The 25,075-nt window shown below is 64.6% G+C and carries 24 protein-coding genes; 5 read left to right on the top strand and 19 right to left on the bottom strand.

Annotation, left to right across the window (positions count from 1 at the left end):
• Nucleotides 1-59: 59 nt before the first annotated feature.
• The 3 genes from Q0L25_RS03975 to Q0L25_RS03965 all read right to left on the bottom strand — a co-directional run bounded on the left by Q0L25_RS03975 (nucleotide 60) and on the right by Q0L25_RS03965 (nucleotide 3,781).
• A complete protein-coding gene (locus tag Q0L25_RS03975) occupies nucleotides 60-1,109 on the bottom strand; it encodes a glycosyltransferase family 4 protein (protein ID WP_296611770.1) in 1,050 nt (349 codons plus the stop codon).
• Nucleotides 1,106-2,704, bottom strand: coding sequence for an alpha-amylase family glycosyl hydrolase (locus tag Q0L25_RS03970; RefSeq protein ID WP_296611768.1), 1,599 nt, complete (start codon nucleotides 2,702-2,704; stop codon nucleotides 1,106-1,108). Before Q0L25_RS03970 ends, Q0L25_RS03975 begins: the two co-directional genes overlap by 4 nt.
• Nucleotides 2,705-2,875: 171 nt before the next feature.
• On the bottom strand, nucleotides 2,876-3,781 hold the full coding sequence (locus Q0L25_RS03965) for a LysR family transcriptional regulator (protein WP_296611766.1): 906 nt from the start codon (nucleotides 3,779-3,781) through the stop codon (nucleotides 2,876-2,878).
• Nucleotides 3,782-3,866: 85 nt separating this feature from the next.
• Between Q0L25_RS03965 and Q0L25_RS03960 the strand changes: the two genes are divergently transcribed.
• From Q0L25_RS03960 to Q0L25_RS03945, 4 genes are all read left to right on the top strand, one after another.
• Complete coding sequence (locus Q0L25_RS03960) at nucleotides 3,867-4,901, top strand: aldo/keto reductase (RefSeq protein ID WP_296611764.1); 1,035 nt, start codon at nucleotides 3,867-3,869, stop codon at nucleotides 4,899-4,901.
• A gap of 12 nt (nucleotides 4,902-4,913) precedes the next feature.
• Entirely contained in the window at nucleotides 4,914-6,089 is a 1,176-nt protein-coding gene (locus Q0L25_RS03955) for an MFS transporter (protein WP_296611763.1), read from the top strand.
• A 200-nt stretch (nucleotides 6,090-6,289) separates the two neighbouring features.
• Nucleotides 6,290-8,017, top strand: a complete 1,728-nt coding sequence (locus Q0L25_RS03950) for a histidine kinase (protein WP_296611761.1) — start codon at nucleotides 6,290-6,292, stop codon at nucleotides 8,015-8,017.
• A complete protein-coding gene (locus Q0L25_RS03945; RefSeq protein WP_296611759.1) occupies nucleotides 7,995-8,624 on the top strand; it encodes a response regulator transcription factor in 630 nt (209 codons plus the stop codon). Before Q0L25_RS03950 ends, Q0L25_RS03945 begins: the two co-directional genes overlap by 23 nt.
• A gap of 211 nt (nucleotides 8,625-8,835) precedes the next feature.
• Here the strand turns inward: Q0L25_RS03945 and Q0L25_RS03940 are convergent, their stop codons facing one another.
• The 15 genes from Q0L25_RS03940 to Q0L25_RS03870 all read right to left on the bottom strand — a co-directional run bounded on the left by Q0L25_RS03940 (nucleotide 8,836) and on the right by Q0L25_RS03870 (nucleotide 21,703).
• On the bottom strand, nucleotides 8,836-9,423 hold the full coding sequence (locus tag Q0L25_RS03940; protein ID WP_296611757.1) for a prepilin peptidase: 588 nt from the start codon (nucleotides 9,421-9,423) through the stop codon (nucleotides 8,836-8,838).
• Nucleotides 9,420-10,232, bottom strand: a complete 813-nt coding sequence (locus Q0L25_RS03935; RefSeq protein ID WP_296611755.1) for a hypothetical protein — start codon at nucleotides 10,230-10,232, stop codon at nucleotides 9,420-9,422. The genes Q0L25_RS03940 and Q0L25_RS03935 overlap by 4 nt, the downstream gene beginning before the upstream one ends.
• The gene (locus Q0L25_RS03930) at nucleotides 10,229-11,230 is read right to left on the bottom strand and encodes a LytR C-terminal domain-containing protein (protein WP_296611754.1); all 1,002 of its coding nucleotides are present in this window, start codon (nucleotides 11,228-11,230) and stop codon (nucleotides 10,229-10,231) included. Before Q0L25_RS03930 ends, Q0L25_RS03935 begins: the two co-directional genes overlap by 4 nt.
• 4 nt (nucleotides 11,231-11,234) lie before the next feature.
• Nucleotides 11,235-12,203: a type II secretion system F family protein gene (locus Q0L25_RS03925; RefSeq protein ID WP_296611752.1), complete on the bottom strand. Its 969-nt coding sequence runs from the start codon at nucleotides 12,201-12,203 to the stop codon at nucleotides 11,235-11,237.
• Between the two features lie 4 nt (nucleotides 12,204-12,207).
• Complete coding sequence (locus tag Q0L25_RS03920; protein WP_296611750.1) at nucleotides 12,208-13,209, bottom strand: type II secretion system F family protein; 1,002 nt, start codon at nucleotides 13,207-13,209, stop codon at nucleotides 12,208-12,210.
• Entirely contained in the window at nucleotides 13,209-14,576 is a 1,368-nt protein-coding gene (locus Q0L25_RS03915; protein WP_296611749.1) for a CpaF family protein, read from the bottom strand. Before Q0L25_RS03915 ends, Q0L25_RS03920 begins: the two co-directional genes overlap by 1 nt.
• A complete protein-coding gene (locus Q0L25_RS03910; protein WP_296611747.1) occupies nucleotides 14,576-15,763 on the bottom strand; it encodes a pilus assembly protein CpaE in 1,188 nt (395 codons plus the stop codon). Before Q0L25_RS03910 ends, Q0L25_RS03915 begins: the two co-directional genes overlap by 1 nt.
• A 29-nt stretch (nucleotides 15,764-15,792) precedes the next feature.
• Nucleotides 15,793-16,407: a TadE/TadG family type IV pilus assembly protein gene (locus Q0L25_RS03905; protein WP_296611745.1), complete on the bottom strand. Its 615-nt coding sequence runs from the start codon at nucleotides 16,405-16,407 to the stop codon at nucleotides 15,793-15,795.
• Nucleotides 16,404-16,922 (bottom strand): TadE/TadG family type IV pilus assembly protein, encoded by a 519-nt coding sequence (locus Q0L25_RS03900; protein ID WP_296611744.1) that lies wholly within the window; start codon nucleotides 16,920-16,922, stop codon nucleotides 16,404-16,406. The genes Q0L25_RS03905 and Q0L25_RS03900 overlap by 4 nt, the downstream gene beginning before the upstream one ends.
• On the bottom strand, nucleotides 16,919-18,460 hold the full coding sequence (locus Q0L25_RS03895; protein WP_296611742.1) for a pilus assembly protein TadG-related protein: 1,542 nt from the start codon (nucleotides 18,458-18,460) through the stop codon (nucleotides 16,919-16,921). The genes Q0L25_RS03900 and Q0L25_RS03895 overlap by 4 nt, the downstream gene beginning before the upstream one ends.
• A gap of 1 nt (nucleotide 18,461) precedes the next feature.
• A complete protein-coding gene (locus tag Q0L25_RS03890) occupies nucleotides 18,462-18,773 on the bottom strand; it encodes a hypothetical protein (RefSeq protein WP_296611740.1) in 312 nt (103 codons plus the stop codon).
• A gap of 5 nt (nucleotides 18,774-18,778) precedes the next feature.
• Entirely contained in the window at nucleotides 18,779-20,293 is a 1,515-nt protein-coding gene (locus Q0L25_RS03885; RefSeq protein ID WP_296611738.1) for a type II and III secretion system protein family protein, read from the bottom strand.
• Complete coding sequence (gene cpaB, locus Q0L25_RS03880) at nucleotides 20,265-21,170, bottom strand: Flp pilus assembly protein CpaB (protein ID WP_296611736.1); 906 nt, start codon at nucleotides 21,168-21,170, stop codon at nucleotides 20,265-20,267. Before cpaB ends, Q0L25_RS03885 begins: the two co-directional genes overlap by 29 nt.
• Before the next feature lie 78 nt (nucleotides 21,171-21,248).
• Nucleotides 21,249-21,431 (bottom strand): Flp family type IVb pilin, encoded by a 183-nt coding sequence (locus tag Q0L25_RS03875; protein WP_296611734.1) that lies wholly within the window; start codon nucleotides 21,429-21,431, stop codon nucleotides 21,249-21,251.
• Between the two features lie 89 nt (nucleotides 21,432-21,520).
• Complete coding sequence (locus Q0L25_RS03870; protein ID WP_296611733.1) at nucleotides 21,521-21,703, bottom strand: Flp family type IVb pilin; 183 nt, start codon at nucleotides 21,701-21,703, stop codon at nucleotides 21,521-21,523.
• 516 nt (nucleotides 21,704-22,219) lie between these two features.
• On the opposite strand from Q0L25_RS03870, the gene Q0L25_RS03865 reads away from it, so the two are divergent.
• Nucleotides 22,220-23,716 carry a hypothetical protein gene (locus tag Q0L25_RS03865; RefSeq protein ID WP_296611731.1) on the top strand — a complete coding sequence of 499 codons (1,497 nt, stop codon included), beginning with the start codon at nucleotides 22,220-22,222 and terminating at the stop codon, nucleotides 23,714-23,716.
• A 32-nt stretch (nucleotides 23,717-23,748) separates the two neighbouring features.
• Here the strand turns inward: Q0L25_RS03865 and Q0L25_RS03860 are convergent, their stop codons facing one another.
• Nucleotides 23,749-25,071 (bottom strand): hypothetical protein, encoded by a 1,323-nt coding sequence (locus tag Q0L25_RS03860; protein WP_296611730.1) that lies wholly within the window; start codon nucleotides 25,069-25,071, stop codon nucleotides 23,749-23,751.
• Between the last annotated feature and the right edge of the window lie 4 nt (nucleotides 25,072-25,075).

The raw sequence follows: 25,075 nt of genomic DNA, 5'->3' as shown, positions 1-25,075 counted from the left end.
GGCGGGGCGCTTATCAGGCTTGTCGGAGGCTGACAAGCGTGCCGTCGCGATCATGCGATTCAAGCGGTTCGGAATGCCGGGGACAAGGGCCGCTGGTCACGCTCCGCCCGCAGTACCGACCGGTAGAGTGCGATGTAATCGTCGGCCATGCGCTCGACCGAAAAGCGCTCGATCGCGTGCCGCCGCACCGCAGCGCGATCCAGTTCACCGATACGGTCGATCGCGCGCACCGCCGCTTCCACATCGTCGACCAGAAAGCCGGTCCGGCCATGCTCGATCAGTTCCGTCATCGAGCCGCGGCGTGTAGCGATGACCGGCGTGCCGCACGCCATCGCCTCGGCCACCGACAGCCCGAACGGCTCGTCGAAATTGATCAGGTGGAGCAGTGCGCGCGCCTTGCCCAGCGCGCGCGCTCGATCGGTGCCGCCGACCGGGCCGTGGTACCGGATATTGTCGTCGAGCTCGGGTGCGACCAAGGCGTCGAAATAGCCCTGGTCCTGGACGATGCCGTACATGTCGAGCGGAAGGCCGCTGCGGCGGGCGGCGTCGATCGCTTCCTTGGCGCCTTTGTCGGGATGGATGCGGCCGAAGAACAACAGGCCGTCGCCGCCGTCTGGATCGAACGGAAATTCGTCGATCGCGATGCCGTGATGGATGGTCGTCGCGTAGCGCAACGACGGGTGCCGGTCTGCTTCGCTGATCGCGACGTAATGCACACGATCCTGGAACGGCTGGTACATCGGCAGGATCCGTTCGGACGAAAAGCCGTGGATCGTCGTCACCATCGGCGTCCGTACCAACGGTGCGAAGGCATGGGCCGGAAAATCTGCCTGGTTGTGGATCAGGTCGAAGCGATCGGCTTGCGCGAACAGATGGGAAAGGTGGCGATATTCCCAGACCTTGGCATCGATCGCCGGGTCTTCCGAATAGGGCGCCGGGACCACGCCATCGAGTTTGGCGGAGGTGACGCTGTCGAGTGTCGCGAACAAGGTCACGTCGATGCCCCTGGCGACCAGCGCCTCGGTCAACAGGCTGGTCACCAGTTCCCAGGGCCCATAATGGCGCGGCGGGGTGCGCCAGGCAATCGGGGCGAGCATCGCGATCTTCATGCTGCCGCCGGCCCGCTCAGGCGGAAGGCCATACCTTCGTTCGGGCGCAGCATGTCGCCCATGCTCTCGCGCGGGTGCGTGCCGACCAGCAATTTCGCCGCAGGGTCGAAGTCGAACGGCAATTTGATCGCGTTGCCGGCCAGGTTCAATGCCACCCGCACCCGCTCGCGATCGTCGAACCGGTCATAGACCAGCAGATCGCCGTCCGCCGCGACCAGTTCGAACGCGCCGAGTGCCAGCGCCGATGACGCCCGCCTGCAGCGCAGCAACTCGCGATACAGCGACAGTATCGATCCACTATCGTGCTGCTCGGCCTGGACGTTGCGCTGCTGCCAATCCGGGTTGAGTGGCAGCCATGGCTCGGCGGTGCTGAACCCGGCATTGGCCGACCCGTCCCACGGCATCGGCGTTCGCGAGCGATCGCGTCCCAGGCCCATGCCCGGTTGCCTCAGGTCCTGGGGATCGCGGATGCGGTCCGGCGGAATCTCCACCTTGCCAATCCCGAGTTCGTCGCCTTGGTATAGGGTCGGCGTGCCGCGCAAGGTCAACAACAGCATGGCCGCGACGCGCGCCTGCGGCTCGCCCAGCCGCGCCGCGATGCGCGGAGCGTCGTGGCTGCCGATCACCCAGTTCGGCCAAGCCCCTGCGGGTAGGGCAGCCTCGTAGGCGATGATCATCGCGGCGAGCGACTGGGCGTGCCATGGCGCATCGAGCAACTGGAAATTGAACGGCAGGTGCACGCCCGGCGCTTCCCGGCCGTAATAATGCATCAGCGTCTCGACCGGGAGGCAGATCTCGCCGACCAGCAGCCGGTCGCCATAACTGTCCGCCAGCGCGCGGAACGCCGCCGCGATATCGTGGACTTCGGGCTGGTTGGTCGAATGGATCTGCAGCAATTTGAGCTTTTCGCCCAGTTCGGCGCGATAATGCGGATTGAGCGGATTATCGGGAAGACCCTCCGCCTTGATCATGTGCCACAATACGTCGATCCGGAATCCGTCGACGCCGCGCTCGAACCAGAAGCGCAGGACGTCGGTCATCGCCGCGCGCACGGCCGGGTTGCGCCAATTTAGGTCGGGCTGCTCCTTCAGGAAAGCGTGCAGATAATATTGCCCGGTCGCCTCGTCCCATTGCCAAGCCGAGCCGCCCATGTCGCTGATCCAGTTGTTCGGCGGCCCGCCGCCCGGCGCCGGATCGCGCCAGATATACCAGTCTCGCTTGGGATTGTCGCGCGACCGCCGGCTCTCGAGGAACCAGGGATGCTGGTCAGAGCTATGGTTGGGGACGAAATCGAGCAACAGCCGAAGTCCGTGCGCATGGACCGCTTTCAGCAGCCGGTCGAAATCGTCGAGCGTTCCGAACAACGGATCGACGCCGCAATAATCGGCGACGTCATAGCCGAAATCCACCATCGGCGACGGGAAAATAGGCGACAGCCAGATCGCGTCGACGCCGAGCGCCGCGATATAATCGAGCCGCTGCTCGATCCCGCGCAGATCGCCGACCCCGTCGCCATTGCTGTCCTGGAACGAACGCGGGTAAACCTGGTAGATGACGCCGCTTTCCCACCAGGGCGCTTTCCGGGTCGTCGTCACGCCGTCACGCCTTTCCAGCATCCCCGTGCAATGGCTGGGCTTGGCAGCACGTCGATGGCGCGTGGACCGGACGCTGAATGATCATGATCTACTCCTTGGGACCGGGCTAAAAGCTCGAAACCGGCTGCGTGGTTCCGAAGAAGGGGCGGCTCGTCGTCGAGAGGCTCGACCTCACCGCAAATGTTCGGCGAGAAAGTCGACAAAGACCCGAATTCGCGCAGGCGTGCTGGCGCCGCCCACGAACACCGCATGGATCTGCTCGACATCGCCGGGATTGAATTCCTCCAGGATCGGAACCAGCGCACCGCTGGCGATCTCCTGTGTCACGCTGAAGGCGCCAACGCGCGCTATGCCGATGCCGATCGCGGCGAGCTGGCCCAGCGTCTCGCCATTATTGGCCTCGATGTTGCCCTTGACGCACAGCGAGAAGTCGGTGCCGTCGCGGCGGAACGGCCAGATCGGCTCGGTCCGCCGGAAGTTGAAGTTGAGGCAATTATGCCGGTGCAGGTCTTCGGGCTCGCGCGGCCTGCCATGTTTCGCGAGATATTCCGGGGACGCCACGATCACCCGGCGCGTCTCGCCGAGCTTGCGAGCGGTCAGCGTGCTGTCGGGCAGCGGGCCGAACCGTATCGCGACGTCGGCCTGTCCCGCGGCGACGTCGACCAACGTGTCGGTCAGTGCGATGTCGACGAGAATATGCGGATAGGATGCCGCGAACTTGCCCAATAGCGGGACCACGCAGAGCCGCCCATGGGCGAGCGCGGCGCTGACGCTGAGCCGGCCGCGCGGTGCGCCCTGATCGGCGATTTGCTGCTCGGCATCGTCGAGATCGGCGAGGATGCGCCGCGCGGCCTGGAGATAGGATTGGCCCTCCGCGGTCAGCGCCAGCGTGCGGGTCGAGCGCAGCAGCAGGCGCACGCCGAGCCGCGCCTCGATCCGGTCGATCGCGCGCGCGACCGCCGATGGGCTCAGATCGAGAAGGCGGCCCGCCGCCGAGAAACTGCCAGTGTCGATCACCGCCACGAATAGCGCCATTTCCCGCGCCCGATCGGTTCCGCTCGCCATCTTTGCGTCCATCGCAATAATCCTTCGCGTCTACGGCGGGTACACGGGCGCCTATCCGCCGTCCATCTATGCGCGGAACGAATAAAGGATGAGCGCCATGGAATATCGTCAATTGGGATCGTCGGGTTTGCGCGTGCCGGCGCTGAGCTTCGGCACCGGGACATTCGGCGGCCAGGGACCGCTGTTCAGCGCATGGGGAACGAGCGACGTCGCCGAGGCACGGCGGTTGGTGGACCTGTGCCTGGAGGCGGGCGTCACTTTGTTCGACACGGCGGACGTCTATTCCAACGGTGCGTCCGAAGAGATTCTGGGCGCGGCGATCCGCGATCGCCGCGATAGCGTGCTGATCTCGACCAAAACCGGCCTGCCGATGGGAGAAGGGCCGCAGGACTGGGGCGCATCGCGCGCCCGGCTGATCCGCGCGGTCGAGGATGCGCTGCGGCGCCTGGGCACCGACTATATCGACCTGCTCCAGCTACATGCCTTCGACGCCTCGACACCCGCCGAGGAAGTCATGGGTACGCTCGACCAGCTCATCGCCGCGGGCAAGATCCGCTATGCCGGCGTGTCCAACTATCCCGGCTGGCAGATCATGAAGGCGCAAGCGATCGCCGATCGCCACGGATGGCCGCGTCTCGTCGCGCACCAGGTCTATTATTCGCTGATCGGCCGCGCTTACGAAGCCGAGTTGATGCCGCTCGCCGCCGACCAGGGACTTGGCGCTTTGGTCTGGAGCCCGCTCGGATGGGGGCGGCTGACCGGGAAGATCGGGCGGGATCGTCCCGTGCCGGCGGGAAGCCGGCTGCACGAAACCGCGCAATTCGCGCCACCTGTCGAAACCGAGCAACTCTATCGTGTCGTCGACGCGCTCGAGACGGTGGCGGCGGAGACGGGCAAGACCGTGCCCCAGGTCGCGATCAATTGGCTGTTGCAGCGTCCGACCGTCTCATCGGTGATCATCGGCGCGCGCAACGAAGAGCAATTGCGCGACAATCTTGGCGCCGTCGGCTGGTCCCTTACGCCCGAACAGGTCGCGGCGCTCGACGCGGCGAGCGACGTTCTGCCGCCTTATCCGCACACCCCGTACCGCCAGCAGGAGGGCTTTGCCCGCCTCAATCCGCCGCTGGTTTGAGGGGAGGCGGCAATGAAATTCAATCCCGGCCTCATGGCCTTGTCGGTCGGTGCGTTCGGCATCGGCGTGACCGAGTTCGCGCCGATGGGTTTGCTCCCCGTGATCGCGAAGGATCTCGGCGTCTCCATCCCAGCCGCTGGCCTGCTGATCAGTGGTTACGCGCTGGGCGTAATGATCGGCGCGCCGCTGATGACGCTGACTACCGGCCGCGTGCCGCGTCGGACGCTGTTGATCGGGCTCGCCGGTATCTTCACCCTGGGCAATGTGCTGGCGGCGATCTCGCACAGCTATGCGCTGCTGCTGGCGGCGCGGATCCTGACCTCGCTCAACCATGGCGCCTTTTTCGGCGTCGGGTCGATCGTCGCGGCCGGCCTGGTGCCGCCGCAGCGAAGGGCAAGCGCGGTGGCTGCGATGTTCATGGGACTGACCGTGGCCAATGTCGTCGGGGTGCCGCTCGCGACCTGGGCGGGCGAGCATCTCGGCTGGCGCGCCTCGTTCTGGGGTATCGCGGCATTGGGCGTGATCACGATCGTCTCGCTGCGGCTGACCTTGCCCGTGCTCCCGGCCCCGCGGGACGGCGACGCGCTCGCCGAATTACGTGTCCTGATGCGCGGCAAAGTGCTGGGAGCGCTTGCGCTCACCGTGATCGGATCGAGCGCCATGTTCACCGTCTTCACCTATATCGCCCCGATCCTGCGGGAGGCGACCCACGCCTCGCTCGGCTTCATCACCGCGATGCTGGTCACCTACGGCCTGGGACTGACCGTGGGTAACTGGGCCGGCGGCAAGTTTGCGGATCGCTCTGCCGATCGCACGCTGATCGTCACCCTGGCATCGCTGTCGGCGATCCTGATCGCCTTTGCCTTGACGATGTCCCATCCCGTCCCGACCGCGATCCTGGTCTTCGCCTGGGGCGTGGCGAGTTTCGCCCTGGTGCCGCCGCTGCAGGTGCGCGTGATGACGGCGGCTGCGGATGCGCCGAATCTCGCCTCCTCGGTCAATATCGGCGCCTTCAATCTCGGCAATGCCTCTGGCGCCGCCTTGGGGGGAGGGGTGATCGCTGCCGGATGGGGTTATCCGGCCGTCGCGCTGGCGGGAGCGGCGACGTCTGCAATCGGACTGGTCGCGGTCGTGCTCGCAACCAAGCGGCACTCGTCGCCAGCCTGTCGACCGTGTTCGGCGCCGTAACTTGCACGGGCTACGTTACGGCTTGGAGTTTGGTACGTAGGATTGCGGGATTGACTGGCGGTGGCGAGAAACGGAAGCGGTCCCGTCCCTGAGCAAGGTCCGTGTTCGCGGCTGGCAGTGCTCTTCTTGGGACAATAGGCGGTACGAGATCATCTGACATTGCCGTGTCGATGGTGTAATATCGCCTTTGGGGGGAGATATTGACGGGCGAGTTTGCAAACGGCCTCAGGGAGGCGCTGAGGCGTGATCTCGGTTATTCGGCGGCACATGACGTTGTCGCTGCCGGTCGCCTGCTGCTCGCGACGATCGCGTTGGGCATCGTCCTGGCTATCCCGTTCCCGATCGCGGCGCTCGATCGGGCCGTCCGGTGGTGCTTCATTGCCTATCTGCTGATCGCTGTCGCGGCGCTGGTCGTGAGATTGGTGTCGTGGAAGGCAACATGGTTGATGCGCCGCATAGGTTCCGTCGCCGATGAGGCGATCGGGCTCGGCGTGCTGATCTTCTACCCGACCGTCACCATACTCTATCTGCCGTTCATCGTCTTCCTGCTGGTCGCCAAGCGGATTCGGGCGAGCATCGCCAGCGTCGCGATCGAATATCTGATCTTCTCGCTCGTCATTCTTCTCCATGACCGGGCCGCTGCATTCTGGCCGGCCTTGCCCCGTATCGGCGACGGCCAGCGCATGCTGCAATTCTCGTTGCTGACGTTCATCGCCGCCGCCGCCTTGGTGGTGAAGATGCGGCAGACGGACGCGACATCGAGCGACCGCTGGAACGGCGAGTTGCTGGCCACGGGCATGCGCGCGCGATCGATGCCGATCGAGGAGATCGCAGCCCGGCTGGCGAGCAGGTTCCAGGTGTCGACGATCCTGATCTGCTGGCAGGGCGGGGAGGAGGACGACCGGCATTTCTATCGTTTTGCGGACGGCGCGCTGTCCGGCATCGAGCCGCCGCCCGCAATTGCCGATCGCATGCTGCTGCCGACCGGTTGGGACGAAGCCTATCTGTGGGAGGCGCGGACCGGAAAAGCGATGGTAAACAACAAGGCCGCGGGCGATCCGGTCGTCCGCGCTGTCGAACCCGGATTCCTGCCGGACGAGGCGATCGAGGGCGCAGCGATCGTGGGCGCGATGCCGATCGCGGCGAATGCGATGGAGGGCTATGTCTATCTGATCGGCCTGCCGCGCGTATCGGAGGTCTTGCTGGGCCAAGTCGCCAGCGCAGGCCATGCCGTCAGCGCCACCCTCGACCGTTATCAGATGTTCGAGGCGTGGCGCGAAAATGCCTTCGCCAACGCGCGGCTGGAGATCAGCCGCGACATGCACGACAGCGTGTTGCAGACGCTTGCAGGCCTCCGGATGCAGGTCGCGGTCCTCATGAAGGAAACCGACATGCCGATCGCCAAGCGGCAGGAGCGGTTGAAGGGTCTGGAGTCGATCATCTCCGCCGAACAGGCATGTCTGCGCGAGCTGATCAACGACAGCGCTCAACCGGTCAGCGAGCGGATCGACCTCGCCAGCCATCTGGCGCAGCGCGCCGAATTGCTGTCGCGCCAATGGGGTATCCAATGCTCGGTCCAGGCCGAGCCTGCGGTGCTGCCCGTTTCTCCCGACATCGCGCTCGAGGTCGAATTCCTGGTGCGGGAAGCCGTCTCGAACGCGGTGCAGCACGCGCATGCGTCGGTGGTCAAGGTGGCCGCGGCATTGCGCGACGAGGCGGTGTTCATCGCGATCAGGAGCGACGGCGCGACGATCATCGACACGACCGCCAATGGCGCCGATGTCGAAGGCGTTTTGTCGCATTCGCTGACCAAACGGGTGAAAGCGCTCAACGGCCGGGCTTATACCGATCCGATGGAGCGCGGCGTGCTATTGTCGCTCAGAATTCCACTAAAGGCTGGTGTCCATGTCGAAACTGTTGCTGGTTGACGATCATCCGATCTTTCTCGAGGGACTGCGTCAGTTCCTCGAGACCAATGGCCATGTCGTCCAGGACACGGCGCGGACATCGGTCGATGCGATCGACCGCGTCGCTCACAATAGCTTCGACTTGCTGGTGCTCGACGTCAGCATGGCCGATGGCGGTGGGTTGCACATCCTGCGAACGTTGCGCGGCGCGGGCAATCAGATCCCGATCATCTTTCTCACCGTCGGCCTGAAGCCGGTCGAGACGATGGAAGCGGTCAAGCTCGGCATCAACGGCATCGTGCTCAAGCACAACGACCCCAGCAACCTGATCACCTGTATCGAGGCGGTCAAACGCGGCGACACCTGGATCGACCCGACCATCATCGAGCGTGTCTTGAAGCGCAGCATGGCCGGCCAATCGGTACCCGTGCTGCCGCAATATGGACTGACGCGACGCCAAGAGGAGTTGGTGAAGCTGGTCGGCGAAGGCCTGCGGAATCGCGAGATCGCGCGGCGCTGCGGACTGACCGAAGGGACGGTCAAGCTCCATCTGCACCATATCTACGGCAAGCTGGGGATCAGCTCGCGCGCTCAGCTCATCATGATGTTAGCCGCCGAAGCGATGTGAGCCGGTCAGGCTGGCCGGATCGAGATACCAGGCTAGAGCGCGATGACGTGGGTTTGACCCGCCGTGATTGCCCGGGCGTGTTCGCTGGCAAGGAGCGGTGTGCAGCGCGTAGCGGCGCTACGCGCAAGGGCCGCGACGCAGACCAGCGGACGCGCCCGGGCAACCGCAAAGCGGCGGGCGCCTTTTGGCGCACGGCAGCGTCTCTCGTCGGTCACGATGCCTTCAGCATCGCTCCGCTCCTCGTTCCTCGCCCTGCACCAAAATCCGCTCCGTCACGGTGGGTCAAACCCACGTTATCGCGCTCTAAGGGCTGCGGGTTGATGTTGCCCCCGACGATCGCGAGCATCGCGCCGGCCGAGATGGCCAGACCATAGGGAATGGGGCCTCCGGCCTTGAGGCTGGCGACATTGGTCGATTGCGCGATCCCCGCCGGCAGCATGCGGCGCAGGACGATGAAGGCGATGGCGAGCAGCGCGCCGCCGATCCCCATCCACAGATAGAGCGCCGACGCGCCTTTGAAGTCGAACCATAAGGCGATCGCCGCCATCAACTTAACGTCGCCGCCGCCGAGCCATCCGCGCGAGAACAGGAACAGGCCGCCCAGGAACGTGCCGACGAAGACCACGGCGTTCTGCCACAATTGGGCGTTCCAGCCGCAACTGTACATCCAGACCGGAAACAGCAGGATGATCGCGGCCGGGAATATGTTCGGGATGCGCAGTTTCCACACGTCGGTCAGCGCAGCGAGCGCCAGCACGAGATACAAAGCGATCAACAGGACGTTGTGCAGCGACATCATTTCTGGGGCCCCAGCGACGAAAGGATATTGGCGGTTGCGGCCGGATAGATCGGCGCCGCGGCGACCGACTGGGTCAGCCATGCCCTGGCGTCGTCGGTCCGGCCGGCGAGCGAGGCAGCGTAACCCGCGTTGGACAATCGCTCCGCCCAGCGCGCCGCATCCTCCCCGCGGCGGCGCACCGGCGGCTCGCCTATCGACGCGGCGGCGATGTCGAGATTGTTGGCGACACGCCGGTCGTCGGGATCCGCCGCCAGCGCCTGCTGTAGCAATGCCTTGGCTTCGGAATAGCGGTGCTGCATCAACAACGAGACTGCCGTGTCGTTGAGCAAGGATGCACGCGGCGCGCCGAGCGCCGATGCGCGCTCATACGCCACCTTGCTGTCGTTCCACCGCGCACCGGAATCATAGGCGTGGCCAAGATCGGCCCATAAGCGCCAGTCGGCCGGGCAGCGTGCCGTCGCATCGCGCAACCGCACGAGCGCGAGTTCAGTGTGTTGTAAGGCCGCAGCCGCACTGCCCAGTCCGGCGACCACGCGGCAATCCTCGCTGGGCGTCGCCGCCAATTTGGCGAAGGCGGCTTCGGCCTCGGAATACCTGCCTTGCGCCAGCATCAACTGGGCACGAAGCACCGCGACATCGAATGTGCCCGACGTGGCCTCAGGCAACATTTCGAGCATCGTCTGCGCCTGGACCAGCCGTCCACCCCGGATCGCGGCATCGACCAATGCGAGATCATCCGGCGGTGCCGTCGACGCTGTGCCAAATGCGAATAGGGCCGCCAGCGGAAGCAGCCGAACGCCGAAGGTCACCGTCGTCCCCCGGCAGGCTTGGCGGCGAAGCGCAACGCGTTGCCGCCGACCAGCAATTGGATCCGGTTTGCCTGAGTGGTGGCGTATAGGCGGGTCGGGAACGGTACCGCGCGCGCCAGCCGCCGCGCGGTCGCCTCGCCCGATGGCGGATAGAGGATGCGGCTGACCGCGATGCGCATCCCGCTGTCGCCGCGGTCGAGCGGACGCCAGCCACGCCCCACAAGATAGGATTGAACGCGTGCGGCAATGCCTTTGCGTCCGGCGGCATTGACCACCATCGTGTTGCGGAGAGCGCCGGGCGTCACCGTGGCCATCGGCTTTGGCGACGTCACAGGCAAGGCTGCGGACACCGTCACCGTCGAGCCGGCGAGGATCGCTGCTTTACCGGCGCCACGCGCTGGCGGCAGGGTCAAATGAACGACACCGGGCGCGAGCTGTTCGAGGCGCGGCCCGGTTGGTGTAACGGGAGTCGGCATGGCCGGCACTGCGGCAGCGCCCGCCAAAGCTGGGGCGACCGCCGGAGGCGGTGCCATGACCGGCTGGGTCGATGGCGGGGGAGAGGCTGGCATGGCGCCCGCCGAGGCCAGCATGGTGCGCATGTCGACGTCGAGCAAAGCTGCGGCGTCATTGCGGCCCTGCGCGGTCAGCGACGCGGCGTAGGCGCGATAGAAGGCTTCGTTACGCGGTGCCAGCGCGAGCGCATTCTGGAAATAAACGTCGCTCAGGTCGTATCGGCGCAATCGATCGTAGCAGAGCGCGAGGCCTTCGACCGCCGCCGCATCGTCTGGGGTCGCGACCAGGATGCGGCGATACATCTCGATCGCTAGCCCATAATTGCCGTCGGCGAGCAGCCGCGCGGCGGCGACCGAGGATGCGTCCGTCGCGGCAGTGAAGCGCGTTCCTTCGGGCAGCGCGGTCCGCTTGGCCGAACTCGTGCATCCGCTGGCGGCGACGGCCAGGCCGATCAGGGCGGCCCGCGAGGCGAGAGTCCGCTTCATTCGGTCATCCTCCCATCATCGGCAGAAGCTGGCGCACGACGCGGATCGCGGCCGGCAGCATCAGCACGCCGATCATCACCGGCAACATGCAGGCGACCAGCGGGATCGACAGCAACACCGGCAGGCGATGCGCCTTTTCCTGCGCGAGCATCTTGCGGCGCTCGCGCATTTCGCCGGCATAGATACGCAACGTCTGGCCAATGCTCGATCCGAGCTTGTTCGATTGGATCAGCAAGGTGGTGAACGACCGGATCTGGTCGACCGCGGCGCGGTCGCCCATCCGGCGCAACGCCTCCTCTCGACCGCGGCCGGCACGCAGTTCTAGCACCGTGGTCGCGAGCAGATTGGCGACCAGGGGATGCGAGCGCGCCATTTCGCGGCCGACGCGGTCGAACGCCGCTTCCATTCCGAGCCCGGCTTCGACGCAAACCAGCATCAGGTCGAGCGCGTCGGGAAAGCCGTTGACGATCTGTTCCTGGCGTCGCGATGCGTGCGCCGATACCCAAAGATTGGGCAGATAGAGCCCGAGCACCGCGAGGGCGGCACCGAACAGATAGAGTTTGAACAGCGACGGCGCCTCACCGCGAAAGACCGTCGCCGCGATCAGAAGCAACGGTAGTCCGAGCGTGAGCGCGAGGCGCACCAGCGTGAACACGCGCGGTGCCTGGGGAGAGGTATAGCCTGCCGCCGCCAGTTTTGCGGTCAGCGTGGCATTGTTGGTGTCGAGCAGCGAAACCCCGCGCTTCTCGATCGCGCCGACAATGCGGCTCCAGGCGTCGCCGCGCCCCGTGTCGCGCAACGTCTGGACATGCCCTCCGGTCTGCCCCGCAGCGGCGGCTTCGGCGAGCCGGCGGCGCAACGCGGCGCGCCCGGTAATGACGGTCGACACGCCGAGCACGATCATCACGACTACCGCGAACAGGCCGCCGAGGATCGCGTAGCGCGGCAATTGCTGGATCAGGGTTCCCCACATCGCGCTAGACCTTGATGTTGACGAGACGGCGGATGATGAAGAAGCCGATCAGATACAGGCCGATCAGGCAGCCGAAACCGATCGAGAAAGCGCGGTCGCCCGCCACTTGCAGGTAGAAGGGGGGATTGAGCAGGAACAAGGCGACGAACGCCAGGACCGGCAACGCGGTCAGGATCGTCGCGGTCATCCGTCCTTCCGAACTGAGCGCCCGCACCATCAGCACCATGCTGGCGCGCTCGCGGATGACCTGCGACAGGTTTTCGAGGATTTCGGCGAGGTTGCCGCCGGTTTCGTTCTGCACCGACAGTGAGACGACGAACATGCGCAGATCGTCGAGATCGCAGCGATCGGCCATGTTCTGCAGGGCGTCGCGCAAATCCGCGCCGTAAGCGACTTCGTCGGTGACGATGCCGAATTCGCTGCCGATCGGGTCGGTCATTTCCTGGGTGAGGAGGTCGAGCGCGGAGGCCACCGGATGCCCGGCGCGCAAGCCGCGCACGAAGATGTCTAGCGCGACGGGAAATTGATCGGCCATTTTCTTGCGTCGCCGCTCGGCGCGCTGCGCAATCACCATCAGCGGCAGCACCATGCCCGCCGCGACGGCGAAGCAGGCCGTCATCAGCACCGTGCCCAGGCCGATCCGAAAGCCGAAGATGACGGCGCCGAACATCGTCAGCACGAACAACACCGCGACGATCAGCAGCATCAGCATGAACGTGCGTCCCGGCGACATCCCGAAGCCGGCGGCGCGCAGCGTGCTGTCGAGCTTCTTGCCCGGACCGGCCAGGAAGCCCGGCAGGTGGATCGCGTCGCCCCAAGTCTCGCGGCGCAGGCGCGCGAGAACCTCGGGGCGGTCGAAGCCGCTAGCGATCAGGCGCAGGCGTTTGTTGACCGCCATCGCGCCGCCGCGATTGGTGCGGTACCAGCGCATGCCGCCCTCGATACCGAGCACGACGGCCGCGAACACGAGCGCCAGGACGAGCAGCCGGATGACGTCGGTCGACATCAGGCGAGCGCCGCGCTGGGATTGAAGATATCCGCGGGCAGCTTGATCCCGCGATCCTCCAGCTCCTGCATGAAATGCGGGCGGATGCCGCTCGCTTCGAACCGGCCGAGCACCGCGCCATGCTCGTCGCGGCCGGTCATGCGGAAGCGGAAGATCTCCTGCATGGTGACGACCTCGCCTTCCATGCCGATCAGTTCGGACAGGCTCATCAGGCGGCGTTTGCCGTCGGACAGGCGGCCGACCTGGATGACGACATTGATCGCCGAGGCGATCTGCGCGCGGGCCGAGCGCGGCGCGATGTCGATCCCGCTCATGCCGATCATCTGTTCGAGCCGCGACAGGGCGTCGCGCGGAGTATTGGCGTGGACCGTGGTCATCGACCCGTCGTGCCCGGTATTCATCGCCTGCAGCATGTCGAACGCCTCGCCGGCGCGGACTTCGCCGACGATGATGCGATCCGGCCGCATGCGCAGCGCGTTCTTGAGCAGGTCGCGCTGGGTGACTTCGCCATTGCCCTCGATATTGGCCGGCCGCGTTTCCAGGCGTGCGATATGCGCCTGTTGCAGCTGGAGTTCGGCCGAATCCTCGATCGTCACGATGCGTTCGGAATTGTCGATATAGGCCGACATCGCGTTGAGCAGGGTGGTCTTGCCCGATCCGGTGCCGCCCGAGATCAGGATGTTGCGTCGCGCCTCGACGATCGCTTCGAGCACTTGCGCGACCGCGCGCGGTACGCTGCCGTAGGAAACCAGCCGATCCATGTCGATCGGCACCCGCGCGAATTTGCGGATCGAGAGCAGGGACCCGTCGACCGCGAGCGGCGGAATGATCGCGTTGACGCGCGATCCGTCGGCCAGCCGGGCGTCGACATAAGGCGATGCCTCGTCGACCCGGCGGCCGACCGCGGCCACGATCTTCTGGATGATCCGCAACAGATGCCGTTCATCCTTGAAGCGGATCGATGACGGCTCGAGCTTGCCGTGGCGCTCGACGAACACCGAGTCATAGCCGTTGACCAGGATGTCGGTGATGCTCTCGTCCTTGAGCAACGGCTCGAGCGGCCCGAGTCCGAGCAGTTCGTCGAGCACGTCGCTGACCAATCGCTTGCGCTCGGCCAGGTTGAGCGCGTGCTTCTGCAGCGACAATTGTTCGTGGACGATCTCGCCGATCTCGGCCTGGATCTGCTCGCGCGACATGGTGTCGAGCGCGGACAGGTTGATCAGGTCGAGCAGGCGTTGGTGCAATTCCACCTTGAGCGCGGTGTGACGATCTGCCTCGGCCTGCGACTGGTCCTCTTTGTCGGGCCCGGCCGCAGGCTGCCCGGAGGCAGCGTGTTCGCCGGCCCGTCTGATCTGCCAGGCGCTCATCAGCCGCGCTCGAGCAGCATGTCGATCGCGTCGAGCAGCTTGTTGAGGTCGCGGGTCACTGCGCTCTTGGACTTGATGTCGCCGATCATCACCCCGCGATTGAGCGCGGTGTTCATCAGCGCGAAGTCGTTGGCGACGCTGAGCCCGATCTGGCGGCCGATCGTTTCCGATGCGTCCTTCAGGTTGATCTGTTGGAACAGCTTCTTCTCGACGCGATTGACCACGACCTGGATCTTCTCGGCGGCGACGCCGAGTTTGACCAGCAAGGCGAGTTGGCGCTGCGCCTGGCGCAGGCTGGCGATCGACAGTTCGACGATCAGGAACACCACGTCCGACTGCGCGACCAGCGACAGCGACCAATTGGTCCAGTCGCTCGGCAGATCGAGGAAGACGGTACGATATTCGGCGGTCGCCAACTGCACGATGTCGCAGATCTGATCGACGCCGACGGTGTCGGTCGGCATCAGATCGCCGGGAGCGGCGACGACCCGCAAGCCCGACGCATGTTCGGCCGCCACCGAGGTCAGCACGGCGGGGTCGAGCCGCTTGCCGGCTTCCAGCAACTCGCTGACGGTGAGGGCCGGGCTGATGCCGAGATGCGTCGCGGCATTGCCGCCCTGAAGGTCGAGATCGAACAGGCACGCCTTGAATCCGCGATCCGCCTCGCGCTGGGCATAAAGCGCGGCGGCCTGGGTCAAGAGCGCGGTCGCGCCGACGCCGCCGACGCTCTTGATGATCGATACGACCTTGCCGGTCGGAGTCTCCTGGGCGGCGCTGCGCTCAATCTCCTCGCGCATGCGGTCGAGCATCGTCTCGAGGTCGTCGCGGACCAGCGGCAGCGCGATCACGTCTTTGATCCCGGCACGGAGCAATGCCTGCATCGTCGGTACCGTGGCGTTGCGCACTGCAGCGATCACCGCGACCGACGGATGGTCGTGATGCAGCCGCAGCAGCCGCGAAAGCGATGCCGGGCGGTCGGTGCAGACCTCAATAACGATCACCCGGGCGCGCTTGGCGATTTCTTCCGGGACATCCTCTTCCGCGCCCAATTTGGTAGTGTCGAGCGACCAGCCGCCGATCGTGCTCGGCCCGAACTCGGCGGTCAGCACTTCTTCCTGCGACAGGACCAATTCGACCGCCGCGCCGGGCCGCCTGATGGTCCAGCTATTCGGTTCGAATTCGGACAAGTCTACCGCTCCCACAACGCAACTCCCATCTAACCAGTCTTGCCATCTTCCAGCGTCAGCGAGGCGGCATAGGCCGGCAGGGTGACGCTGGTTTTCCCGAAGAAGCGGAAAAGCATCGGCGTGAATGTCAAAGTCTTGAGCTTAACCGTGATCAGCGGAGATACTTGGATTCCGTTGGGATCCCCCGCATAGCCCAAGCCCGAATATTCGTAGCTGATCGTGACGTTGTCGGCGGTCAGGCTGGGATAGTATCGCTGCATCTGGGTCACGATGGCGTTGAATGCGGCTGTGTTGATGGGGGTAAGGGTGGGGCAAGTCGCGCCCGTCTTGCAGGTGCAGGTCACCGTACCGCTGGCCGATGTGCAGTCGGCGCCACCGAACGAGCTCAACGGGATTGGGTCGCCCTGCGGAATGCCGCCGGCTACCGCGAAGTCATACGTTGCCAGACCCCCCGGCACGACGTCGTTGGTGACCGCGTAGCGCACGCCCATCTGGGTCGCCTTTTCCGCGCGGTTGCAGGTCCACAGGAACCGGGCGAGATCGACCGTGCCGATCATGAACGACAGCAGCAGCGGCGTCAGCAGGCCGAACTCGGCGGCGGTCCCGCCATGCGTCGATCGCAGCAGCGCGCGAATCGCCTTCATGCGCCCACCACCGCCGCTTGCGCGGTCGCGTTGAGGTTGATCGTCGTCTTGGTGATGCCGAACGCCTTGAATAGCGAAGGATAAGGCAATGTCGCGGTCACCGAGACCACCGGCACCCCCGCCGTCGACGCGGTGTAGATGCCGCCGCGATAGGTGGTGTCGGTGTTGCAGGCGACCGACACGACGATGGTTGAGTTGCTGGTCCAGCCGTTGAGGCGAACGTTGCCGGTCCCGTCGACGGTGTTGGTGCGGACCAAATTCTGCGTTGCCACGGCAATGGCGCTGGTATCGTTGGTCACCGCGGCGCAATTGACCGGGTAGCGGCGCGACGCGTAGCGCGCCCCGTCGCGTACGCCCTTCAGCATGGCATGTTCCGACAGGAAGTAATTGCCAAGGTCGACCGCGCCGCAAGCGAGCACGAGGAAGATCGGCGTGACGAGCGCCATCTCGACCGCCGCGGAGCCGCGGCGGCAGGCCAACGCCCGCGAGGCGGTCGAGACGCGCCGCCCGATCATTCGATCAGATAGGGTACGTCCTTGCGTACCACTTGCCCCGCCGTGCCGCCGGCACTGCCGCTGTTGGTTTCGCCGATGACCTCGACATAGATGTCGCCGGCGCTGGTCCGCGTCCGGTTCGCCGACGGTTCGACCAGGAACAGTTCGACCCATTTGACTACCGGCACGTTGGTCGACGATCCGTTGACGCTGTTCTGCTGGCAATTGACGATCGCCGCGGAGATACGCCGCCGGTCGACATTGTTGCCGCCTGGAGTGATCCCGCCGGAGGGCGTACCCGACCAACAGATCGGTGCGCCATAAGCCGTCGTTCCCCCGCCGACCGCGCGGGGCGTGTTGATACGCGATGCCGCGTTAGTCAGTTCCCACGTATAGACCTGGTATCGCGTGACGGTATTGGGGTTGTACCCAGCTGTCGTCATCGCAGTTCGCCAGTCGAACCCCGACCCATAATTGACGTAGAAATAGGCGTTACGATCCCACAACCCGTCGCCGATCCGGCCGCTCGCGCAGCTGCCATTGGCGCTGACGGCATGGCACATGTCGCGCGGATAACCGATGGCACTGGGCATTTGAGCCGAGGTTAGCGGCGTCGTGGCGCTGGTCGGCAGATAGGGATTGGAAGCTTCCTGCCAGCCGTTATTGCCGAGCGTGCAGGAATTGTTGCCGTTGCCGTTCTTCTTGACCAGGTCTTTAACGGTGTTGGCCGATGGCGGGCACGTTCCGCCGGACGGGCAGGACTGACCGGAATCGTAAATGTCGAAGCGGGTGTTGAGCGCATCGGTAACCGACACGCTGGCGCCTGGCTTGGTGTCGACCCCGGTCTGCGGCAGGCAATCACCCGCCGGGGTCAACCAGCCCAGGCCCTCGCGCAGCCCTTGCGCGCCATTGCTGCCGGAATGGGTGTTGAGATAGCCGAAATTGCCCGGCGACCAGCCGCCATTGCCGTTGCCGACCGACACCAGATTGAGTCCAGCGCCGATCAGGCCGGTCGCGTCGAACGTTTTGGTCGTCGATGTTTCCTGCGGATTGCAGATCATCACCGGTGGCACCTTGCAGATGCCCGACGCCACGCCGGCGAACGCCTTCGCGTTGATCGATCCCGATGTGAACGCGGCGACCACCGGGGTCAGCGCGTACCGCGCCTGCTTGGTGTCGACGGTAACCTGGACGAAATAGGAATTGGCATCGCTGGTCGACAGCGTTGTCTTGGCTTTGTCTTGGTAGAACAATATGTTGGCGTCGGATACCGACACCGACCGATTGCCGCCGTCATTGGCGAACAATGCCAGGTTGGTGATCAGGGTCTTCGCCGCTGCCTTGGCGCGGGTCTGCGCGCCTGTCTTGCCGTCAAGCTGTGCGGCGGCGGCGAGCGCGGCATGGTCGGCGGCGTCCTGAAGCTCGGTATGCATGCCAACCAGGCGCGAATAATCGAATCCGATCCCCGCCGCGCCGATCAGCGCGAACAAGGATATGGCGACGATGGGCGCGACCGATCCGCTCTCGGACTTCCAGAGCTTTTGGGTTGCGCGGCGCATGTCAGTTGGAACTGGGGGGGGATCCCCCCCCGCCTCCGCCGCCGCCGCCGGACCCTCCGCCGCTGCTGCTTCCCGTCGTCTGGGCCTGGGGCTGCTTGACGGTGCCCTTGCGATAGCGCTCGGCGGCGTTCGCCGCCTGGGTTCCCGCTCCGCCTTCCATCACCGCGGCCTCGGCCGGCACCGGCCTGGGCTCGGGATTGATGGTCTGGAGCGAATAATCGGTCTTCGCCGCATCGCCCAGCGTCGTGTCGATCGGCGTGCAGCCGGCCAGCAGCGCGATGCCCGCGATCGTGATCGGAAGGATGAAGCGCATGTCGGTCACCTTTGCGGCGCGTAGCCATTGGGACCGGAAAAGCCTCCGGCGGGTGGAGTCGGCTTCGGCCCATCCTTGGGCGGCTCGTTCGGGTCGAACGGGTTGGTTCCGACTGCCTTGTCGGTCCGCCCCATCAGGAACAGGTCGAGTTCGCTCGGCTGCTGTACGCGATCGGTCGGCAGCCGCATCTGGCCCGCCGGCACCGGCCGCACCAGCCGCGGCGTGACGATGATGACCAACTCGGTTTCCTGGCGCTGGAATCCGCGCGAGCTGAACAAGGCGCCGATGATCGGGATCGAGCCCAGCACCGGGAATTGCCGCACGGTGCTCTGGAAATCCTTGCGCAACAATCCGGCGATCGCGAACGACTGGCCGTCGCGCAATTCCAGCGTGGTCTTGGCGCGCCGCGTCTGCAGCCCGGGAATGGTAAGCCCGTTGATCGTGACCGAGGCCGAGGGATCGATCGAGCTGACTTCGGGCGCGACCACCATGTTGATCACGCCGTCGTCGAGCACGGTCGGCGTGAACGCCAGGCTGACCCCGAACGGCTTGTATTCCACCGTGATCGCGTTGCCACCGTTCTGGCCGGCGCCGCTGCTGCCCTGCGATACGGGCACGGGGAATTCGCCGCCCGCCAGGAACGAGGCGGAATCGCCCGACAAGGCAACCAGGGTCGGCTCGGCCAGGGTCGTCACCAGCCCCTTGCGCTCGAGCGCGTCGAGCGCGGTGAAGATGTTGAGATTACCGAGCGAAATTCCCTTGGACACGACGCCGAACGTGTCAAGAATGCCGGACAAATTGACCGTCGGCACACCGTTCTTGTTGGTCAGCAGCGCGGTGCCCGGCGCGGTATTGCCGATGCCGCCCTGGAAGGTGTTCGCGCCATTGCCGTTGGTGAAGGCGGTGTTGATCCCCAGGCTCTTCGCCACGTTACGGTTCATTTCGGAGAACCGCACTTCCAGCATCACCTGTTGCGATGCGCCGACCGCCAGCAGGTTGACGACCTTTTCGCCGGCGTAAGTGGCGGCGATCTGCTTGGCACGGTCGATCGCCGGGCCGCTAGACACGGTGCCGGTCAATACGACCGAATCGCCCGACATCTGGACGCCGATCCGTTCGCTCGGCATCAGCTCGCTGAGCTGGCGGCGGAGCGAGACGACGTCGGGTCCGACCGCGACGTCGATCACCGAGATCAGATTGTTGTTCTTGTCATAGAGCGTCAGGCTGGTCGTGCCGATCTTCTTGCCCAGCACATAGAGCGAGCGGTTGGTCAGCGGCAGGACGTCGGCGACGTCGGCATTGCCGATCAGCGCCTTGGCGAACGGCCGGTCGGCGGTCAGCACCTGGCTCTTGTTGACGGCGACGTCGAGCTGGCCGGCGCGCAGGTTGGCGTCCGCCGCCCTGACCGTTTCCTGCGCCTGGGTCATCGTCGGGACGACGATGGCGGCGGCTCCGGCCGCCAGTGCGAGCACGCGAAGGCGCGCTTTCATGTCAGCGAGCGACATAGCGACCCACCTCATAGCTGCTGTCCTTGGTGCCGCGGACGATCATGACCGTGAGGTCCGGGTTCGCGGGCTTGCGGGCGGGGGCGCGTGGCCCCGCGGGTGGAGCGGAAACAAGGGGCGGCGGCTGAAAGCGCGGCGCGCCGTCCGAATAGCCGCCGACATAGGCGCCGTCGCGCAGATCCTCGGTGCTGACGGTCTCGACCGTCGGGCTGGTTTCCGACGCGGGGTTGACCAGCGCCAGGCTCAATTGCCCGACCTGTTGCGCCAGCGCGAGTTTCTGCGCATCGACCTGCGCCACTTCGAGCGTGGCGGTCTTGCCGATCGCCGGCTTGTCGGTGCTGTCGCTGGCATCCTGGTCGATCGCGATGACGCGGACCTTTTGCAGCAGGACGTCGGTGATCTGCTGGCTGTTGCCGTTGGGGTTCATCGGCGTGCGCGTGACGAGGACGTCGACCACGTCCCCCGGCAGCACGAACCCGCCCACTCCGGCGACGTCGCTGAGGCGCACGGCGACCGCGCGCTTGGTCGGATCGAGCACCGCGGAAATCGCCGCGCGGCCGCCTTCCCCCGAAATCTTGGAACGCAGGATCGGCTCGTTCGCCGCCATCGGGCGGAGCGCGACACGCGTATGGTTCATCGGCAATAGCTGCGGGATCGAGCTGAACGTCCCTTCGGGTAGCGAGCCCGCCGGCCAATCGACCAGCCGCACCTTGTCGGGCGTGATCGGCGCACCGAATTCGAGCGGAACGCTCGCCACCGCGACCTTTACCGTGCCCTGGGGGCTGGTAGTCTGTTGCTGTTCGACCCGGCCAAGATAGGAATTGGCAAGGAAAACCGCCGCCAATCCGATCAGGATCGCGACGCCCAGAATTATCAGTCCTTGTCCACGCATGATTACCGACCCCCCGCCGGCCGATCGCAATTGCGATCGGAACGGGGCCGCGGATGATCCGCGACCCCGCTCAGTTCATCAGCAACCAGAGGCGGTGCTGTTAGCGATGCAGTTCGACGCTTTGTTCATGGCGCCGCTGATCGAGGTGCCGAGCCCGTAGGCGGCAACGGCGATGCCCGTGCCGACGATCGCCAGGATCAGCGCATATTCGGCCGCCGAGGCACCGCTGGTGTCGGTCAGCAAATTCTTGATCATCGTCATGTCGAAACTCCCTTACTTGCCGGATCCCATCCGGCCGGTCGACGGGGCGCTTCCCCTCCCGAAAGCGCCCCGTCCGCGTCAGCCGTGCATCAGCAGCCGGTGCTGGTGCTGTTGGTGACGCAGTTCGCCGCCTTGTTCATGGCTTTGCTGATCGAGGTGCCGAGCCCGTAGGCGGCAACGGCGATGCCGGTGCCGACGATCGCCAGGATCAGCGCATATTCGGCGGCCGAAGCGCCGCTGTCGTCGAGCAAAAGATTCTTGATCATGGTCATGTCACTTCCCCAAGTCCCCGCCGGATTTCGCCGGCCCCAAATTATTCCGTGGGCAATCTGGGATCGGGTGTTTCCGAACTCTTTCGCGAGTTGGTCCGATCAATCGTCCCCGGAATGCGAGTTGATGAAGGGGGCCAAGCGGGTAAGGTGTCAATAACCGACTATTTTCATAATCCTTTCAGCGGTTTAGCCTTAATCTGTGTTAACCATTTCAACTTTAGTCGTTTGTTATCAGATATTTAACGGAAATGACTTGGGGAAGGGATGCTGTCGGTTAACCATCAATAAATGCAGAAAAAATGTGCCGCTCGGGCCAAACGGCATAGTTTGTATATCCTTCGTCATACCCATTTCGGGCCTGACGGTACGTAACGCTATGTCGCATTTATCCAACGGTATGAATCACCTGTCCGATTCCTACAAATCGGCGAATCACTTTGGCAAAAAACGAATCACCTATTAGGCCAAGGATCGGGATCGGGGGGATTTTAGAATGCCGCAATTGAGCATTCCAAAATGAGTAAGGGAAATGCCAGCGAAGCTGACCTTTCCGATATTGCCTTTCTACTGTTAACCAGTTTCGCCGCGTTCGCGTTCGTGACGGTCTTGTCCTCGGCTTTCGCCGATGGTGACACCGGATGGCATATCGCGACCGGACAATGGATCGCGGCGCACGGCATCGTTCCCCGAACCGACCCTTTCTCCTTTTCTGCGCGCGGCCATCCCTGGGTCGCGCACGAATGGCTGTCCGAACTGCTGATGTATGGCGCTTGGCGATATGGTGGCTGGGGTGGGCTGATCCTGCTGTTCGGTACTGCGTCGGCGGCGCTCTATGCCATTGTCGCGCTCCATTTGCGGCGCTGGCAGCGCCTCGGCGCGGCGGGGCTGATGATGATCTATCTGTCGATCGGGCTCGCGCAATCTCTATTGGCTCGGCCGCACTTGCTCGCCCTGCCCATGCTGGCGGCCTGGCTGATCGCTCTCCTACGCGCACGCGAGCGCGAGCGCGCGCCTCCGCTCGCGCTCGCGATTCTTATGTTGGTCTGGGCCAATGCGCATGGCAGCTTCGTATTTGGCCTGGCGCTGGCCGGCGGCCTCGGACTGGAGGCGCTGGTTGCGGCGGCTCCTGGCGACCGGCTGCGCGTGATACGGCAATGGGGCTTGTTCGGTATTGTCTCGCTCGCCGCCGCGATGGCGACCCCGGCCGGGTTAGATGGACTGCTCTATCCCTTCTACGTCAACAACCTCTCGCTGCTGTCGCTCATCTCGGAATGGAGACCGGCCGGGCTCACCGCATCGAGCCTGGAAATCCTGTTATTGAGCGGGTTGTTTTTCCTGTTCCTTCGCCCCGTGCGCATTCCGGTAATGCGGCTTTTGATTCTGCTGGCGGCGCTGCACATCACGTTCGAGCACGTTCGCAACCAGATGGTGCTGGTGACGCTGGCGACGATCCTGCTGGCCGAGCCGTTAGGGCGTGCCTGGGCCGAAGGCGCCGAGCGGCCGCGACCGGCATTGTTGCCGCGGCTATGGGCGGAGCGGCGCGAGCTTGCGCCGTTACTGGCCGTCGGGTTGCTGCTGTTCGCGGGAACCGCGACCTATCGCCTGATCACGCCCTTTGATCGGCCCGACAGTTACGGCGTCCCGATAACCGCGTTGCGTAACCTGCCGCCAGGATTACGCGATAAGCCGGTGTTCAACGAATATAGTTTCGGCGGCCTGCTGGCGTTCGAGGGCATCGCACCGTTCATCGACGGGCGATCGGACATGTATGGCGATGCCTTCACCACCGATTATTTCAAAATCGCCAATGGTGATGCTGCGCGTTGGAAGGCTGCCGAAGCACGCTGGAAGTTTGGCTGGACGATCCTGCCGCCCGACAATGCGCTGGTGAAGATCCTCGATGGCGAGCCGGGCTGGCGGCGGGTCTATGCCGACAAATGGGCAGTGATCCATATATCCGATCGAGCGCGGGCAACCGCGCCGACGCGTCCCGACAAACCGGCGAGCCGATAACCTCAAATTGATTCCGGCCTTGGCCGACGGCGTTATTCGGCCGGGATCGGCGCCTGATCGGCCGCAGCGACCGGCTGGCGGACCGCCACCGCCATGGCGAACAGGGCAAAGCCGGTCGCGATCGTCCACGCGAAGATTCGGGTCATGAACCACGCGTGGACATAGAAATGGTGGTTGAACACCGCGACCCACACGACCAGCACGAGATTGGATGCTGCGACCAGCATTGCCCTCTCCCGCAGGTCGGAGCGGCGGAGACGGACAAGCCCTGCCGCGCCAAATGCTATCGTCAGCAACAGGATCATCACCACGAATCCCGGTTGCCCTCCCATCATCTCTCCCAAACCGCGGGAAACGCGGATGACGATGTTTGCGACGGTCGGCGGCGGAATGTCTTCGAATTGCGCCGACCCTGCCAGCCGTTCGAACAGCTGGTCTCCAATCGACGTTACCGCGCCCTGTGCGAACACTATCTGGGTCAGCACAATCTTGATCAGGACCATCGTCGCTATGGCGGTGATGAACGCGACGCATGCCGATGCGATGCTGGATTTCAATCGATCGTCCCGTCGCTCCGCCATAGCGACGCCAGCGATCGTCAGGGCTATTCCCAAAGGTATGCCGCCGGTCAGAAACTCGAATATCGCGGTCAATGCACCAAAAGCCGCAACGGGAACGACGAAATCAACCGGTCGCGACTGCGCGCCGAAACTGGTGGTCTCCAACCACAATGCATAACCGAGCAATACCGCATCGGCGGGACCGTGCCCGAGCGATTGGCTGAAATGTTCGAAGCCGAAGAAGCGGGCGAAGGCGAGAAAGAAGCACAGCCAGAAAATCACGTTGACGGTAGCCCCGCCCCGGAGCGCCTGTCTCATTGCGAGAGCAACCCCGGCGAGCAGCAGAGACGCTATGATCAACTGATAAAGCGTACGTATCGCCCGAACAGGCAAGACCTCGAGCAGGGCACGGGCGAGGACGGTATGGCCGTGGATATAGTTTTGGTAGAAGTTGAGTGGGCCGTGTTTCCCCTCGAGCACCGATCGCTTGAGTTCCTGACAGACGGCGGTCGTACGGTCCGAGAGATCGTTTGGCGGCGTCACCGTCATCTGCGCCCGGGTTCCCGATCGCGTAATGGCCTGGTCAAGGATCAGACAGTCGTTGAACTGGTGGGCGCCGATCCGCGTGTCGGTGTCGAGAATATCGGCTTCGGTCAGATCGCCCGCCTTGAATGCCGTCACGACAGCGGCGGTAGCCTGGCGCGGATCGCTGCCAAGACTAGCCCATGATAAAGCTAGCAAGATTGCATACAAAATCGCAGCGATCGCAATCGATCGCATAATTGCCGACGTCATGATC

The organism is Sphingomonas sp. (assembly GCF_024508665.1).
Taxonomy (GTDB): domain Bacteria; phylum Pseudomonadota; class Alphaproteobacteria; order Sphingomonadales; family Sphingomonadaceae; genus Sphingomonas.
Note: the sequence above shows the minus strand (reverse complement) of the source record. Positions and strands in the feature narration are given on the sequence as shown.

What these genes read in the sequence shown, in the direction of transcription:
- Q0L25_RS03915 (WP_296611749.1), bottom strand. Translation starts at nt 14,576, where the DNA reads ATGAGCGCCTGGCAGATCAGACGGGCCGGCGAACACGCTGCCTCCGGG.
- Q0L25_RS03940 (WP_296611757.1), bottom strand. Translation starts at nt 9,423, where the DNA reads ATGATGTCGCTGCACAACGTCCTGTTGATCGCTTTGTATCTCGTGCTG.
- Q0L25_RS03945 (WP_296611759.1), top strand. Translation starts at nt 7,995, where the DNA reads ATGTCGAAACTGTTGCTGGTTGACGATCATCCGATCTTTCTCGAGGGA.
- Q0L25_RS03865 (WP_296611731.1), top strand. Translation starts at nt 22,220, where the DNA reads ATGAGTAAGGGAAATGCCAGCGAAGCTGACCTTTCCGATATTGCCTTT.
- Q0L25_RS03900 (WP_296611744.1), bottom strand. Translation starts at nt 16,922, where the DNA reads ATGATCGGGCGGCGCGTCTCGACCGCCTCGCGGGCGTTGGCCTGCCGC.
- Q0L25_RS03860 (WP_296611730.1), bottom strand. Translation starts at nt 25,071, where the DNA reads ATGACGTCGGCAATTATGCGATCGATTGCGATCGCTGCGATTTTGTAT.
- cpaB (WP_296611736.1), bottom strand. Translation starts at nt 21,170, where the DNA reads ATGCGTGGACAAGGACTGATAATTCTGGGCGTCGCGATCCTGATCGGA.
- Q0L25_RS03930 (WP_296611754.1), bottom strand. Translation starts at nt 11,230, where the DNA reads ATGAAGCGGACTCTCGCCTCGCGGGCCGCCCTGATCGGCCTGGCCGTC.
- Q0L25_RS03885 (WP_296611738.1), bottom strand. Translation starts at nt 20,293, where the DNA reads ATGAGGTGGGTCGCTATGTCGCTCGCTGACATGAAAGCGCGCCTTCGC.
- Q0L25_RS03905 (WP_296611745.1), bottom strand. Translation starts at nt 16,407, where the DNA reads ATGAAGGCGATTCGCGCGCTGCTGCGATCGACGCATGGCGGGACCGCC.
- Q0L25_RS03955 (WP_296611763.1), top strand. Translation starts at nt 4,914, where the DNA reads ATGAAATTCAATCCCGGCCTCATGGCCTTGTCGGTCGGTGCGTTCGGC.
- Q0L25_RS03975 (WP_296611770.1), bottom strand. Translation starts at nt 1,109, where the DNA reads ATGAAGATCGCGATGCTCGCCCCGATTGCCTGGCGCACCCCGCCGCGC.
- Q0L25_RS03895 (WP_296611742.1), bottom strand. Translation starts at nt 18,460, where the DNA reads ATGCGCCGCGCAACCCAAAAGCTCTGGAAGTCCGAGAGCGGATCGGTC.
- Q0L25_RS03965 (WP_296611766.1), bottom strand. Translation starts at nt 3,781, where the DNA reads ATGGACGCAAAGATGGCGAGCGGAACCGATCGGGCGCGGGAAATGGCG.
- Q0L25_RS03890 (WP_296611740.1), bottom strand. Translation starts at nt 18,773, where the DNA reads ATGCGCTTCATCCTTCCGATCACGATCGCGGGCATCGCGCTGCTGGCC.
- Q0L25_RS03960 (WP_296611764.1), top strand. Translation starts at nt 3,867, where the DNA reads ATGGAATATCGTCAATTGGGATCGTCGGGTTTGCGCGTGCCGGCGCTG.
- Q0L25_RS03870 (WP_296611733.1), bottom strand. Translation starts at nt 21,703, where the DNA reads ATGACCATGATCAAGAATCTTTTGCTCGACGACAGCGGCGCTTCGGCC.
- Q0L25_RS03875 (WP_296611734.1), bottom strand. Translation starts at nt 21,431, where the DNA reads ATGACGATGATCAAGAATTTGCTGACCGACACCAGCGGTGCCTCGGCG.
- Q0L25_RS03925 (WP_296611752.1), bottom strand. Translation starts at nt 12,203, where the DNA reads ATGTGGGGAACCCTGATCCAGCAATTGCCGCGCTACGCGATCCTCGGC.
- Q0L25_RS03920 (WP_296611750.1), bottom strand. Translation starts at nt 13,209, where the DNA reads ATGTCGACCGACGTCATCCGGCTGCTCGTCCTGGCGCTCGTGTTCGCG.